This window comes from Niabella agricola (assembly GCF_021538615.1).
Taxonomy (GTDB): domain Bacteria; phylum Bacteroidota; class Bacteroidia; order Chitinophagales; family Chitinophagaceae; genus Niabella; species Niabella agricola.
The window spans coordinates 21,583-36,914 of the sequence record NZ_JAJHIZ010000002.1 but is presented as its reverse complement, the minus strand read 5'-3'; the positions used below and the strand labels follow the sequence as shown (position 1 = coordinate 36,914).

The following is a 15,332-nucleotide window of genomic DNA, read 5'->3' as shown; positions in this document are numbered from 1 at the left end:
CCTGCTGATGGTTGCTTCACATTCATCCCAATCCAAATCAGCGCATCCGCGGCTTACAAAACAATTGACCAGGATGGGCCACCATATTGATCATAACAGAGCCCGCAGAGGCATCCTGTGTTTTTCATATTCAACCATTTACCCTATCTTTGTTCTTTAATGAAGCTTTCCACCAAACATTTACTGGGTATCAAGGACCTTACTAAAGGTGATATTTCCCTTTTTTTAGATACAGCAACACAGTTTAAAGAAGTCTTACAGCGACCAGTAAAAAAAGTTCCGTCCCTGCGGGATGTAACCATCGTAAACCTGTTTTACGAAAACTCAACCCGCACGCGCATTTCATTTGAGCTGGCCGAAAAACGGTTATCGGCCGACACGATCAATTTCACCGCATCCGGCTCTTCCGTATCCAAGGGAGAAACCCTCCTGGATACCGTAAATAATATTCTTTCCATGAAGGTGGATATGGTGGTAATGCGGCACAGCGCTACCGGCGCGCCTCATTTCCTGTCCCGGCACATTTCTGCCGCAATTGTAAATGCGGGCGACGGGATCAATGAACATCCTACACAGGGTTTGCTGGACGCGTTCTCGATCCGGGAAAAGATCGGCACACTTAACGGAACCAAAGTGGCTATTATTGGGGATATCATGCACAGCCGGGTGGCCATGAGCAATATGTACCTGCTTACCAAGATGGGCGCAAAGGTTACCGTTTGCGGGCCACCCACCCTGGTGCCAAAATATATTGAAGAAGCGTTTGGAGTAACGGTGAATTATAATTTACAGGAAACACTGAACTGGTGTGATGTGGCCAACGTGCTGCGCATCCAGCTGGAGCGGCAAAACCAGGTACTTTTTTCATCGCTCCGGGAATACAATCTTTCCTACGGTATCAGCCGGAAATTACTGGAAAATCTGAAAAAGGATGTGGTGATCATGCACCCGGGTCCCATTAACCGGGGCGTGGAGCTGGACAGTGATGTGGCCGACTCGGGGCAATCCATCATTTTGCAGCAGGTGGAAAATGGCGTGGCGGTACGGATGGCTGTACTATATTTGCTTTCCAATAAAAATCAATAACAGCGTATACAACCTGGCGTTATGTCAAGAATCTGTTTATTCCCCGGGACCTTCGATCCCATCACACTCGGACATGTAGACATTATCAACAGGGCGCTTCCCTTGTTTGATAAGATTATTGTGGGCATTGGCATCAATACCTCCAAAAGCCCCATGTTCAGTGCAGAAAAGCGATTGAGCTGGATAAAGGCTATTTACCCGGATAGCTCGCGTATCGAAGGTGCCATCTATGAAGGACTAACGGTTAATTTCTGCAAAGAGATTGGCGCCAGTTTTATCTTACGCGGCATCCGGTATGTAAGCGATTTCGAATATGAGAAAACCATTGCCGACGCCAACCGAACATTGGACCCAACCATTGAAACGATATTTTTAACGGGTGAGCCCAAGTACACCTCGGTGGCATCCACCATCGTACGCGATATCATCAAGAATAACGGTGACGCCAGTCCGTTTCTTCCTGAAGCCGTCTACACTTCTTTAAAAGACTGACAGGTCTTTTAGTCATGCAACACAAAAAATTTTCCGGAAGGGGATAAAAAAATCCGGCACAGGGCCGGATCTATATCATTAGAGACTATCCTCATTTATCCCCAAAGGTTATCACGATACTCCCCTTTCGCAATCAGCTCATTTAACTGCTGCTGCACAGCTGGAGCGTCTTCTTTATAGGTAACACCGAACCAGGGAGCATCTGTTTTGATCACTTTTACCACACCACCTTCTTTAATAAAATGATCTACTACAGCCGGGATCAGAAACTCTGATTTCGGAACCGTAAGATTCTCTTTTATAAACTCACGGAACTGCTCTTCATACAATTTGTAAATAGACGGGTGAAAACACCAGAAGTTCATGGAAACCGTTGTGTCTTTTGAAAGTTCTTTCGGTTCCAGGCCATCATCAGAAATCACCACATCTCCGCTCTCGGCAATATTATACCGTTCTACGACACTTTCCAGATTTCCTTTCGCATCCAGACCGCAAACACCACGGTTCACGGTGCCATGATCGGACAATGTGTTCATAATATTATATCCAACAACAGCATATGTTTTTTCATTCACCCCTGTTGTTAAAAATTCAAACGCCTTTTTAAACGCATCGGCGCCATAAAAATCATCCGCATTGATAACAGCAAAAGGCTCTTTTACTACGTTTTGAGTGCTTAATACCGCATGACCGGTACCCCAGGGTTTGGTGCGTTCTGCCGGAATCGCTGCTCCGTCAAGGTACATATCCAGTTCCTGGAATGCAAACTCATAATTCACCTTGCCATCCAGCTTGGAGGCAAACAACTCCCTGAAATTGGCTTCAAACTGTTTACGGATCAAAAACACAATCTTACCAAACCCTGCTTTAATGGCATCTGCGATCGAATAATCCATAATGGTTTCTCCGGAGGGGCCAAAAGCCTCTACCTGTTTCATACTTCCGTAACGGGATGCCATACCGGCTGCTAAAATCACTAATGTTGGTTTCATTCAATTTTTTTTTTCGTATGCTATCTGTTGTAATTGTACTTAACGAGATTTCAAAAATAGGTAAATTAGCCGTCCGATGTATCGGATCGGTGCGCCGTTATAAAAGCAATGGAAGCTATTCACGAAGATTTAGTCACTTGGGATCCCGTACCCTGGCTGGGCAATACCGCAACGCGGGTATACGTGCTCCGTCTCGACCGGCTTCATCCGCAGATCAGCGGAAACAAATGGTATAAACTCCGGTTTTACCTGGAGAATGCCAAAAAGCTCAAAAAAAGCCTTGTTACGTTTGGCGGGCCCTATTCCAATCATATACTGGCCACCGCCGCGGCCTGCAAGCTGGAAGGGATCCGCTGCGCGGGTATCATCCGGGGAGAAGCGCCCCGATTTTATTCACCCACCCTTCAGGACGCCGCAGCGCTGGGGATGGAGCTGCACTTTATTACCCGGGAAGCCTACCGGCAAAAACAGGTTCCCCCGTCCTTCTCCGGAGAAAATTGGTTGATCGTTCCGGAAGGAGGTTATGGCGTTCCTGGTATGCAGGGCGCTGCGACCATCCCTGTTGCTTCCGGCGTCTTTGATCATATCTGCTGCGCCACCGGCACCGGTACCATGATGGCCGGCTTGTTGCAATCGGCATCCCAAACCACCGTCGTTACCGGTTTCAGCGTTTTAAAAAACCATCAAAGCCTGCAGCAGGAGATGGACCGGCTGCTGGCGCCTGTAACGCGCACGTATACCATTCATCATGATTTCCATTTCGGGGGTTATGCAAAATACACCTCCGAGTTGATCCGTTTTATGAACGACTTGTATCATCATACGGGCATCCCAACCGATTTTGTGTACACAGCCAAACTCTTTTACGGGGTGAAAGCCTTGCTGCAGCAGGATCTGCTGCAAAGCAGGAACCTCCTGGTGGTCCACAGCGGCGGTCTGCAGGGGAACCGTTCGCTGTCAAAAGGAACGTTAATTTTTTAGGGATTCAAACCAGCAATCCTATCTTTGTTTGAATCAAAAACAGAAGATACAGCGCACAGGATATGAAAAAAATAGCATTGTTACTCTTGATCGGATCTGTAATCAGTAATTTTTCATTTGGCCAGGAAGACCTCCCTAAAGATTTTTCTGTGATCAAAGTGGGCAAACGGGTGATTGTTTCCTGGACTCATAACTTTCCGTCCGTAAAAATGATTTCTGTACAGCGTTCTTACGACAGTACCCGGTATTTTCAATCCATTGGTGCCCCACCCGATCCCAATTTAAAGGATAACGGGGTTTCGGATCCCAATCCTCCCAACGACAGTATGTACTACAGGGTATATGTATTGCTGGATGGCAGCCGCTATGTAATGACCAGGGCCAAGCGCCCGATGGTGGATACCTCCGGCGTTGCTGTAGCCCCTAATGATGTCAATGTGAATAACAAACCGGTAGCGCAGACCGCTGATTTCCTTCCGGCGGGATTTATCCAGTCGCGGTATATTTTTATGACTCCGGACCGGTATGTACGCGTAGAACTGCCCATGGACTCCCGCAAATATGATCTCAAATTCTTTACAGAAACCAACCAGCCGCTTTTTGAGCTGAAAAACCTTAAAGAAAAACGGTTTAAACTCGACCGGTCTTACTTTTATAAAGCCGGGTATGTCAATTTTGAGCTTTATGCCGATGGAAAGATCCTGGAACGGTATAAACTCTTCCTGCCGAAAGATTTCTGAGTGATCAATGAGCAGCAACCGGATGCAAATCCGGAAACAAAACGTTGGAAGCTAAGGACTGGATGCTGACAGCCGGAAGCGGAAGGCTAAACGCTGAAAGCCCTGACTATGGCTAAAATTAACATTTCAAACCTGCCATCCTGTCATACAACCGATAGATTTACCTATATTTGTGATTTTAAATGAACGAGTACAGTATGTTGGATCTAGCTACAGCGAAGGTGCATGATGAGGCACGCCAGGGAGAGCAGTTTGCCCCCTTTAAAAATGACCCTAACATCTATGGGAAGCGGTTTTACATCGAAAGTTATGGTTGTCAGATGAATTTCGCTGATAGTGAAGTTGTTGCAGCCATTTTAAATAAAGAAGGATTTGGTGCTACCCGTAATGTGGAGGAAGCCGATCTTATTTTTGTAAACACCTGTTCCATCCGTGAAAAGGCGGAGCAAACCGTTCGCAAACGCCTCACTGATTTTAAAAAATTAAAGGCGGGCAAACCCGGTACCCTCATTGGCGTACTGGGCTGTATGGCAGAACGCCTTAAATCGAAATTCCTGGAAGAAGAAAAGCTGGTAGATATTGTGGTGGGTCCGGATGCATACCGCAGTTTGCCCCGCCTGGTAAACGAAGCCAACGACGGGCAAAAAAGCGTGAATGTGCTGCTGAGCAGGGAAGAGACTTATGCCGATATTGCTCCCGTACGGTTGAACAGCAACGGCGTGAGTGCCTTTGTAAGCATCATGCGGGGGTGTAACAATATGTGTTCCTTCTGTGTAGTGCCCTTCACCAGGGGAAGAGAGCGTAGCCGGGACGCGGGCAGCATTATTGGTGAGTGCCGGGATCTTTTTGACCAGGGATATAAGGAAGTAACCCTCCTCGGGCAAAATGTAGATTCATACCATTATATTCCCAAAGAGGGAACGGAAGCCGATGCCGTAAGCTTTGCCAGTCTGCTGGAGCAGGTCGCCCTCATCTCTCCGGAACTGCGGGTCCGCTTCTCCACATCTCATCCAAAAGACATTACCGATGACGTATTGCATACGATGGCGGCCCACGAAAACATCTGCAAGTGCATTCACCTGCCGGTGCAAAGCGGGTCTACACGTATATTACAGCTGATGAATCGTACCTATACGCGTGAATGGTACAGGAGCAAGGTTGACCGTATCCGGGAAATTCTCCCGGACTGCAGCATCACTTCCGATATTATTGCCGGCTTTTGTACTGAAGATGACCAGGATCACCGGGACACCCTTTCCATTATGGATTACAGCCGGTATGACCTCAGCTATATGTTCTTTTACAGCGAACGCCCCGGCACGCTGGCGCAGCGCCGCTACCAGGACGATGTGCCGCTGGAGCTGAAAAAGAAGCGGCTGCAGGAGATCATTGAAAAGCAGAACCAGCTGTCCCTGGAGAACTATAAGAAAGATGTAGGGCAAACGTTTAAGGTACTGATCGATGGCGACAGCAAGCGCAGTGCTGAGCAGTGGGTAGGCCGCACCTCCCAGAACAAAGTGGTCATCTTTTCCAAGCAGGAAAAGGCAGCTCATAAAAAAGGCGATTATGTGCAGGTTGCCATCCATGATTGTACCCAGGCCACCTTGTTTGGGGAAATCGTATAATATAATAATATATTTGAATATTATGGCCCCGGAAATTGCAAATTACATGAACAGAATCATTGGCCGCTGTAAAAAAAATCAGCGGTAAAAAGTCTTCATGTATTAGGGGCCGGAACCCGGAAATGGATTTAGTGGTAAGAGCTACCATAAAAGAACTCATATTTACGCACTTGTTGCTTTAAAAACAGCCGATTTAGCTGTTACAAAATTTTGAATAACTTATCCATGGATTTACAATCAATAAAGAACCGCTTTAACATCATAGGCAATTCCCCGGAATTAAACTATGCGTTGCAGGTGGCAGTACAGGTAGCCAACACCGACCTTACAGTACTGATCATCGGCGACAGTGGTGTAGGTAAAGAGGCCTTTTCTTCCATTATCCACTCGCTTTCGTCCCGGAAGCACAACCCGTTTATTGCCGTAAACTGCGGCGCCATACCCGAAGGAACCATCGATTCCGAACTGTTTGGACATGAAAAAGGCTCCTTCACCGGCGCTGTGGATGCACGAAAGGGATATTTTGAAACCGTGAACGGCGGTACCATTTTCCTGGACGAGATCGGGGAAATGCCCCTGGGCACCCAGGCCCGGCTGTTGCGGGTACTGGAAGCCGGCGAGTACATTCGGGTTGGCTCCAGCAAGGTGCAGAAAACAGATGTGCGCGTTATTGCAGCCACTAATAAAGACCTGTTGAAACTGGTAGAACAAAACAAATTCCGCGAAGATCTTTACTACCGGTTGAGCACCGTTCCCATCCGGGTGCCTTCGCTTTCCGCAAGGAAAGAGGATATTGTACTGCTCTTCCGAAAGTTTGCAGCAGACTTTGCCGATAAATACAAGACCCAGTCGGTACAGCTGGATGAAGATGCCAAGAACCTGTTGCTGGAATATCCCTGGCCCGGTAATATCCGTGAACTAAAAAATATTGCGGAGCAGATATCTGTTTTATCAGAAAACAAACAGATTTCTGCCAAGGCACTCAGCCGCTACCTCCAGCCCTACTCCAATAACCGGCTGCCGGCCCTTTCAGCGGCACCGCACCAGAACGAATTTCAAAACGAGCGGGAAATCCTTTACAAACTTTTTTTCGATATGAAAAAAGATGTAAACGAACTTAAGCGTATGTTCCTGGAGGTACTACAGAATCCTTCCGTTGCAGCACAAAATCCATCACTTATCAACGAGCTGAAAGACCTCAATAACGGGCATGATTCCGGTTTCCTTCCTGCACCAGCCACCACCTATCAGCCGGTACAGCTGAGTATGCCGCAACAATCTGCAGCACCCGTGATTGTGGATAATACCATTGATGCACACGAAGAAGTAGACGAGAGCCTTAACATCATGGAAAAGGAAAAGGAACTGATCATTAAAGCCCTTAAGAAGCATAAAGGCAAAAGAAAAGATGCATCGCTTGATCTGGGCATCAGCGAGCGTACGCTTTACAGAAAACTAAAAGAATATGATATTGAAGAATTATAAAGCCCTTGTGGCAATGCTGGTCATATCGGCAGCCCTGGTGCTGGCATTCGCCCAAACCGGCTGTGGCGTTTATAAATTTAAAGATGTAAGCATCCCGGATAGTGTTAAAGTGGTTCGGGTTGGTATTATCCAGAACAAGGCTTCATATGTAAACCCCCAGTTGGCACCGGAACTTACAGAACGCCTGAAACAGAAGATCGTTAGTCAGACCCGTATGAAGCAAACCAACGGCGACGATGCAGACTGGGATATCAACTGTACCATCACCTCCTACTCCTTTTCCACTTCCGGTATTTCCAACCAGCGGGCTAATACCAACCGTTTAAATGTAGGCGTACATATTGACGTTCGCGATAACCATTCCCAGCAAACCAAGAAGTATGATGTCACCCGCAGCTTTGATTACGATGGATCGCTTGCCCTGCAGCAGGCCGAACAGGGACTGAAATCGGAAATGCTGCGAAGCCTTTCCGACGACATCTTTAACCGGATATTTTCCAACTGGTAAACCGCGGTTACCGGGCCGGAATTTCTTCCTGAAGGAGCGACATTTGCCGGCAGTATGTATCGCATTCATTCACCGAAATCCGCATAGCGGTTAACAATAAATCATGAATCATTTTATAAATGCCATTGCTTTTGCGGCCTTTCCCGATCAGGGGCATCCTATGCCAGTAGCCGATCTGAAAAAGATGGTGCAGCAATATCCCTATGCACCGGCACTGCAACTATTGCTTGCTGCACGATTAAAAGAGACCAATGACGATGGGTTTCACAACCAGTGGCAGAAAACCCTGCTTTATTTTAAAGATCCGCTATTGTTGCAATACCTGTTCTTTTCGGGGTATAAACCGGCTACCGCGGCGGAGCCATTTCCTGTTGAACCGGAGATAGAACCATCTGAAACAACCGGCGGCACTGCAGCAGCCATTGACCAGGAAGCTCCCCTTATCATCCCTGGTTTAAAACTGGAACCCCTGGACACCACAAAGGCTGGCTTATTATTTACGCCTTATTATACCGTTGATTATTTTGCATCCCAGGGTATCAAAATAAACGATGAAAACGGTACGGGCGACCAGTTTGAAAGCCAGCTGAAAAGCTTTACTTCCTGGCTGAAAGAAATGCGCCGCCTGCCTGATGCCACGGCAGGAGTACGACTTAGCGCTAAAAATGAAGCTGTTATCGAGAAAATGGCGGAAAAATCGCTCGATGGCGAGAACGAGGAAACCGCAGCCATGGCAGAAGTATGGGCCAAACAGGGAAACAAAGCAAAAGCAATTGAGATCTATCAAAAATTAAGTTTGCTAAATCCCTCTAAAAGAGCTTATTTTGCAGCGAAAATCGAACATTTAAAGAAATAATTCATGTTAACAACTCTATTTGTAATATTGATCATACTGGCTTGTGTTATTTTAAGCTTTATCGTGTTGATCCAAAACCCTAAAGGTGGCGGTTTAGCAGGCACCTTCGGGGGTGTAAGCAGCCAGTTCATGGGTGTAAAACAAACCAACGACGTACTGGAAAAAGGAACCTGGATCTTTGCCGCAGTAATCGGCCTCCTGTGTTTATTTTCAACCTTCTTTGTTTCCGGCTCTAAAGTGGGCGGCACAACCAACGGAAGATTACAGGATGTGAGTACACAACCGGTTCAACAGGCTCAGCCCCAGACTACCCCTGCAGTACCCTTTAACAGTGGTGTACAGCAACAGCCTGCTCAGCCGGCTCCCAAAGCAGACTCCGGAAAATAAGTATCCCTCTCTTAAAGTATTCAGTCCCGGCAGCAATTGCCGGGATTTTTTTTATTCATCCTTAATATTAACCGCATAGTACCGCTATGCAAAACTTATAGATTGAGCCGATGGCGCTCAACTTTTAGCTGTACACTATTAACAAGAAACAAAGTCCTTTGCTAACCCATTAAACCGAGGCTATGCTTCTTCAAAGTTTACTGACCAGAAGTTCCTGTTGGTTTAATGTTATACTCTATGCTACAGAAGCCAGGGCTTGTATACTTGAAGTAATTTCTGAATTTATTCCGAAGTGATGAACCAGATAGAGGGATCGAGTGCCGTCCGGCCCATTTCGAAACAACGTCGGGCCTGCTACTTCTCTTAGCTAGCGAGCCTCCAGCCTGTCTTGATTACAATGAAGAGTGGGTCGCTACACCCATATTGTGACCATTTTTATACGGGTTCTAAATAATGTGCCATACACACAGCCTGCTATATGCAAATAATGGGAAACACCAGGTGGCAGGACGACAAACCGGCAAGCCTAACCATACAGATCATCTGCATGTTCTTTCCCGGCCGGGCACTGAAGACACTGCCCGAGGCAGGGGGCGTTTATTTTGACAGCTGATATTCGATATTTGACATTTAATGTTTGGTATTAACCGTTGACGTTTGAGGCGCTGTATTAACCGAACCAGGCTCTTCGTATATTAATAGGTTTGTCAGAAATCCCCTTACCGGAACAATATAAAGGCAATAATCAGGGTAATGATCACATTGAATAACTGAGCGATCAGGAATGCCCACAACGGCTTTCTGCTGTTGTTTTTAAACAGGTCGGCAAAGCGGGTCTCCAGCCCGATACTGGTAAATGCGAGTCCGAACCACAAGCCCTGAAGACTCTTTAACCCGTTTTTAACAGAGGCATTTACCTCTGGTGTAATCAAAAAAGAAAACAGTAGCGAAGCGCCGATGAACCCCAGTATGAACTTGGGAAACCGTTGCCAGATCACCTTCAGCGTAGGCTTCTCCTGGCTGCCTGCAGCAGTGCTCTTGGAGTAGGTCCAGTAAACCGAAATCGCAAAAGCAGCAATTCCCAGCAATACGTTCTGTGAAAACTTTACAATCGTACTAATCTTCAGAGCTTCCTCTCCTACCAGTGAACCGGAGGCTACAACCGCACCGGAAGTATCGATACTACCTCCAAGCCAGGCCCCGGTTACCCGTTCTGGTAACTGGAGGTAGTTAGCAATTACCGGCATAAAGATCATCATTGGCACTGCCGTAACCAATACCATCGAGATCACATACGACAACTTCTTCGAATCGCCTTTGATGGCTCCGGAAGTAGCAATAGCCGCCGATACGCCGCAAATGGAAACAGCACTGGAGATCATCATGGTGAGATCATCATCCACCTTCATCTTCCGGCAAAGCCAGAAGGCAAAATACCATACAGACAAAACAACGACCAGCGCCTGCACCAATCCCAGGCCGCCGGCCTTCATCACATCCGAAAAAATAACGGAACACCCCAGCAACACCAACCCGATCTTCACATATAGCTCGGCATTCAATACTTCCCGGAACCAATCCGGCAGTTTAAAACAATTACCAATGATCAGTCCCAGTGCCAGCGAGAAAATAACGGCTTCCAGGTTCAGATCCTTCATTACACTATTTCCGGCCAATACCAGTGCAGCCTGGGTGATCATAAAGATTACTACAAATACCGGAACAGTTGTTTTAAGCGGCTTCCTGGTAAGTACAGCGGCCAGCGCCGCAACAGGTGCTACTATCAGCAACTGCTTTCCGATATTTAACAGGTTGGAGGAAGAAAGAACAGTTGATGTAAGATCGGTTCCATTTTTCCAGGAATAAACCGGAACCGGTATGATCAGGCCCGAAAGGGCTAAAAGAATGATCAGCCCGCCCAGTAATACGATTGCCCAGTCTTCATGCATCCATGCTTTCTTCATGTTTTCTACTACTTTTTATTTTAAAATTATATAGCAACTGCTATAGGTGCTCGCCGGAACCGGTTGTTTTCCGCAAGCCTTCAGGTCCTTTTTTAAGTAAAGTGGTCTGCTTAACCGCCTACTCTTTGAATTTCATTCCCAGGTTATACATGGTAAACGCCCAGATATCTGCGGCTTCTTCAATCACCTTGCCAGTGGGTTTGCCTGCGCCGTGCCCGGCATTCGTTTCTATACGGATCAGCACGGGATTGGCTCCCTTGTGGTATTCCTGCAAACGTGCAGCAAATTTAAAGGAATGTGCCGGTACCACCCGGTCATCGTGATCTCCCGTGGTGATCAACGTGGCTGGATAGCGAACACCTTTTTTCAGGTTATGATAGGGCGAATACCGGTAGAGATACGGAAAATAGGTGGCCGAATCGGCGCTGCCGTATTCCACGGTCCATCCCCAGCCCACCGTAAATTTCTGAAAGCGCAGCATATCCAGCACCCCCACTTGCGGGATGGCGACCTTAAACAAATCCGGGCGTTGGGTCATTACCGCGCCAACCAATAACCCTCCGTTGCTGCCACCCCTGATGGCCGTTTTATTTTTATTGGTATATTTTTCAGCAATCAGGTATTCTGCAGCCGCAATAAAATCATCGAATACATTTTGCTTGTTCAGCAGCATGCCGGCTTTATGCCATGCCTCTCCATATTCGCTGCCGCCTCTCAGATTTACTACAGCATAAATGCCCCCCTGCTCCACGAAAAAGGCATTGCTCACACTAAAGCCTGGCGTCATCGGAATATTAAACCCGCCATAGCCGTATAAGAGTACGGGGTTGTTCCCGTCCTTTTTCAATCCTTTTTTATAGGTTAAGAACATGGGCACCCGGGTACCATCCTTGCTCGTAAAAAACACCTGCTCTGTTACCAGGTCTTCTGTGTTCAGATGCAGCGCTGCTTTCTTGTATAATGCAGACCTTCCCGAGTTAATATCATACTGATAGATGGCTGCAGGAGTTGCGAAGGAACTATAGGTATAATAGAAGGTCTTGTCTTCCTGGTCGGCTCCAAAACCACAGGCAGAGCCGATCCCCGGCAATGCGATATCCCGGATTTTGTTGCCGTCGAAATCATATTGAACGACCCTTGAAGCCGCATCCTTCAGATAACTGGCAAAAAGATGGCCGCCCGCCGTACCCACTCCCTGCAATGCTTCCTGTTGCTCCGGTATCAGGGTCTTCCAGTTTTCTCTTGCCGGCTGCCTGGGATCGATCACTACCACCCGGTAATTGGGTGCCCGGTAGTTGGTATTTACCAGAAGCAGGTCTCCTTTGTTTTCAATTACAGAAGACTCCGTATCAAAACCTTTTACCAATAACGCAAATTCCTGTTGCGCCGGATCATTAAGATCCCGGTACCAAAGTTCACTGCCGCTGGTGCCCTCTGTAACATTCAGGATCAGGAAACGTTGATCTTCTGTTAGTCCTACTCCAAAATACCGCAGCGGGTGCGCCTGATCCTGGTAAACAATCACATCTTCTTTTTGCGGTGTGCCCAACCGGTGATAGAATACCTTTTGGAATTCGTTCTTTTTACTCAGCTTTGATTTTTCGTCGGGCTCATCATAGGCGCTGTAATAAAACCCTTCATTGCCTTTCCAGGCCGCTCCGCCAAATTTGGTCCAGTTAATCTTATCCGGAAGCAGCGCTTTCGTTTCGGTATTCATCACAAAGATCTCGCTCCAGTCGCTGCCGGCTTTTGATACGGAATACGCACACAGTTTTCCATCCTTTGTAAAAGACAGACCGCCGAGTGCAGCAATGCCTTCGCTACTTAACGTATTAGGATCAATAAATACTTCAGCAGCGCCGTTAAGGTCTTTTGTACGGTACAAAACGGCCTGGTTCTGCAATCCGTCATTCTTATAAAAATAATAGTAATTGCCTTTTTTAAAAGGGGCTCCAAACTTGGGATAATTCCATAAGGATTCCAGCCTGCGTTTTATCTGGTTCCTGTAAGGGATCCTGGAAAGATAGGCATCGGTTACTTTATTCTGGGCCTGTACCCATGCTTTGGTTGCTGCGCTATTATCATCTTCCAGCCACCGGTAGGGATCTGTTACATTGGTTCCGAAATAGTCTTCCGTAACGGCCTCCTGCCGGGTTACGGGATATTGAAGCTGCGCCATGGTTTTCATCGTCAGTAATACAAACGGGAAATAAAAAAGTTTTTTCATGCAAACGCGTTTGAATAAAGATAGCAATTGGGAAATAACCGGCAAGAATTGTTTTCAAGTATATCAGGCCTCCGCGGCTTTCTCTTTTGTCACCCAAAATTCCACCAATGTACCATTCCCACATCCGGTAGCAATCCTGATCCCTGCCTGCATCTTCCGGGCCCTGGCGTACATATTCTTTACGCCGTTGCGGTCCGTAAGTTTTTCAGGATCAAAACCGATTCCATTATCCTTTATGGCAAAAAAGATCATCGTCTCTTCGTTCCGGGCAATTATCGAAGCCTCGGTACATTTTGAGTATTTGACGAGGTTATTCACAGATTCTTTTACAATCAGAAAGATATTTCTCCGGGTATCCATCGGCAGCGGGATCTCTGAGATGGATTCAGGAAAGTCAATTTGAAAATGAATTCCTTTCGACTGAAACATGGGCACAGCATATTCCCGGATATGCTGGCAAAGGTTACTAAACTTGTCATTGGACGGTTTAACCAGCCAGATGATATCATCCAGCGCGTCCAGCGTGTCTTTTGCGTTGGCTTCAATCTTGGTCAGCAGCTCTTCCTTATTGGTGCCCGAGGTACGGAGCAGCTCACTAAAGATATGAATACTACTTAAGGTAGATCCCATATCATCATGAAGATCGGAGGCAATCTGAGAACGGATCTCCAGCTCCTGGCTCAATCGTTTGTTACGCTCCAGCAACCGGTAGCGCAGGTAGTATAGGATGCCGGAGGTTAGGATCAGCAGGAACAACACCAGTGCCCCGAAAAGAAAGATCCGGTCGTTCTTCCGGTTGGTTTCAAGGAAAACAATCCGGGCCTGCTCCTTCTCCGTATCGTAAATAGCCTCCATCTGCCGCACATGCCGGTTGTTGCTTTCTGTTACAATACTGTCGCTGTACTTTTTAAACAGTTTGCTATAAAACAATGCAGAATCCAGGTGTGCCGTCATCTCGTTCAGTTTCATCAATCCCTCATACGCACTTTTTGTCTCCGTCATCGTGCCAATACGGCTGGAAATAGCAAGGGCATCAAAGAACATGTTTCTTGCCTGGATGTACTGGTGCAGCAAGAGGTAGGCGTTTCCCAGGTTATTATAATTGTTAGCGCTGTAAAGGCCATCGCCCAGGGTATCGGTGATGTGTTTCGCCTTTTCAAACAGGGCGATCGCTTCCTGAACGCGGTTTTGTTTTTTTAAAACATTACCAATGGAATTATAACAGATGGCAAGTCCCTTATGATTATTGATCTGCTTATTATAAAACAGCGATTGTTTATAATAGCTGTCGGCAGAATCCAGCTTGCCCATATATTCATACGCTTCACCAATGTTATTATAGTTCATGGCCATGCCCAGCATATTATTGGCCTTCTGTGCAATGGGCAAACTCTTCCGGAAATACGTAATCGCATCGTAGTAATTTCCGAGCACAATATGAATATTTCCAATGCTGTTTAATGCCACGCTGGCGCTGTAATCATCCCCTACTTTCTCCGCAAGGCGCAACGCTTCCATATGGTAGGTAAGCGCCTTTCCGTTTTCATCCAGGCGCCGGTAAACCACCCCGATATTATTGGTAGCATGAATTTCCGTTTGGATGTCTCCCGTTTTCCGGGCCAGCTCCCGGCTGTCTTTATGATTGGCCAATGCGAGCGCATACCTGGAAAAGTCACGGTTGTAAACACCGTAAGCATCCAGGAGCCGGGCTTCAGCATCTTTATAAGCAAGCCGGTTTACAAGATTAAAGCCGATTTTAAACAGCGTATCTACCGAATCGTTCTTTCGGTGCTTCGCAGCAAACGCGATGATGGAATCTACCTTTGCCCTGCTATCCGGCGCCCACAGCAATTCACGGGCTTCCCGCCCGGTCACAACCGCACGTTGTGCCAGCACAGGCACCAACGCAAACAGAAGCTCTGCTATTAACAGCAAACCATAGGAACGAACCGTTTTCATGTTTTTGTAGGGAAAATAGACCAACCGATT

At 47.0% G+C, this 15,332-nt stretch carries 13 protein-coding genes; 9 read left to right on the top strand and 4 right to left on the bottom strand.

What is annotated here, in order from left to right; translation table 11 throughout:
* Positions 1-159: 159 nt before the first annotated feature.
* Positions 160-1,086: an aspartate carbamoyltransferase catalytic subunit gene (locus tag LL912_RS00455; protein ID WP_235551581.1), complete on the top strand. Its 927-nt coding sequence runs from the start codon at positions 160-162 to the stop codon at positions 1,084-1,086.
* Between the two features lie 21 nt (positions 1,087-1,107).
* Positions 1,108-1,578, top strand: coding sequence for a pantetheine-phosphate adenylyltransferase (gene coaD / locus LL912_RS00450; RefSeq protein WP_235551580.1), 471 nt, complete (start codon positions 1,108-1,110; stop codon positions 1,576-1,578).
* 95 nt (positions 1,579-1,673) lie between these two features.
* Here the strand turns inward: coaD and LL912_RS00445 are convergent, their stop codons facing one another.
* Positions 1,674-2,570, bottom strand: a complete 897-nt coding sequence (locus LL912_RS00445; RefSeq protein ID WP_235551579.1) for a sugar phosphate nucleotidyltransferase — start codon at positions 2,568-2,570, stop codon at positions 1,674-1,676.
* A gap of 108 nt (positions 2,571-2,678) precedes the next feature.
* Here LL912_RS00445 and LL912_RS00440 point away from each other — a divergent pair, with 108 nt between their 5' ends.
* From LL912_RS00440 to secG, 7 genes are all read left to right on the top strand, one after another.
* Entirely contained in the window at positions 2,679-3,551 is an 873-nt protein-coding gene (locus LL912_RS00440; protein WP_235551578.1) for a 1-aminocyclopropane-1-carboxylate deaminase/D-cysteine desulfhydrase, read from the top strand.
* Positions 3,552-3,613: 62 nt separating this feature from the next.
* A complete protein-coding gene (locus LL912_RS00435; protein ID WP_235551577.1) occupies positions 3,614-4,291 on the top strand; it encodes a hypothetical protein in 678 nt (225 codons plus the stop codon).
* Between the two features lie 197 nt (positions 4,292-4,488).
* The gene (gene miaB / locus LL912_RS00430) at positions 4,489-5,916 is read left to right on the top strand and encodes a tRNA (N6-isopentenyl adenosine(37)-C2)-methylthiotransferase MiaB (RefSeq protein WP_235551576.1); all 1,428 of its coding nucleotides are present in this window, start codon (positions 4,489-4,491) and stop codon (positions 5,914-5,916) included.
* Between the two features lie 225 nt (positions 5,917-6,141).
* The gene (locus LL912_RS00425) at positions 6,142-7,401 is read left to right on the top strand and encodes a sigma-54 interaction domain-containing protein (RefSeq protein WP_235551575.1); all 1,260 of its coding nucleotides are present in this window, start codon (positions 6,142-6,144) and stop codon (positions 7,399-7,401) included.
* A complete protein-coding gene (gene lptE / locus LL912_RS00420; RefSeq protein WP_235551574.1) occupies positions 7,382-7,909 on the top strand; it encodes an LPS assembly lipoprotein LptE in 528 nt (175 codons plus the stop codon). The genes LL912_RS00425 and lptE overlap by 20 nt, the downstream gene beginning before the upstream one ends.
* 103 nt (positions 7,910-8,012) lie before the next feature.
* Positions 8,013-8,765 (top strand): hypothetical protein, encoded by a 753-nt coding sequence (locus LL912_RS00415; RefSeq protein ID WP_235551573.1) that lies wholly within the window; start codon positions 8,013-8,015, stop codon positions 8,763-8,765.
* Between the two features lie 3 nt (positions 8,766-8,768).
* Entirely contained in the window at positions 8,769-9,152 is a 384-nt protein-coding gene (gene secG / locus LL912_RS00410) for a preprotein translocase subunit SecG (RefSeq protein WP_235551572.1), read from the top strand.
* A 719-nt stretch (positions 9,153-9,871) separates the two neighbouring features.
* Here the strand turns inward: secG and LL912_RS00405 are convergent.
* The 3 genes from LL912_RS00405 to LL912_RS00395 all read right to left on the bottom strand — a co-directional run bounded on the left by LL912_RS00405 (position 9,872) and on the right by LL912_RS00395 (position 15,302).
* Positions 9,872-11,116, bottom strand: coding sequence for a YeiH family protein (locus tag LL912_RS00405; RefSeq protein WP_235551571.1), 1,245 nt, complete (start codon positions 11,114-11,116; stop codon positions 9,872-9,874).
* A 118-nt stretch (positions 11,117-11,234) separates the two neighbouring features.
* A complete protein-coding gene (locus LL912_RS00400) occupies positions 11,235-13,343 on the bottom strand; it encodes a prolyl oligopeptidase family serine peptidase (RefSeq protein ID WP_235551570.1) in 2,109 nt (702 codons plus the stop codon).
* Between the two features lie 63 nt (positions 13,344-13,406).
* Positions 13,407-15,302: a tetratricopeptide repeat-containing sensor histidine kinase gene (locus LL912_RS00395; RefSeq protein ID WP_235551569.1), complete on the bottom strand. Its 1,896-nt coding sequence runs from the start codon at positions 15,300-15,302 to the stop codon at positions 13,407-13,409.
* Positions 15,303-15,332 lie beyond the last annotated feature (30 nt).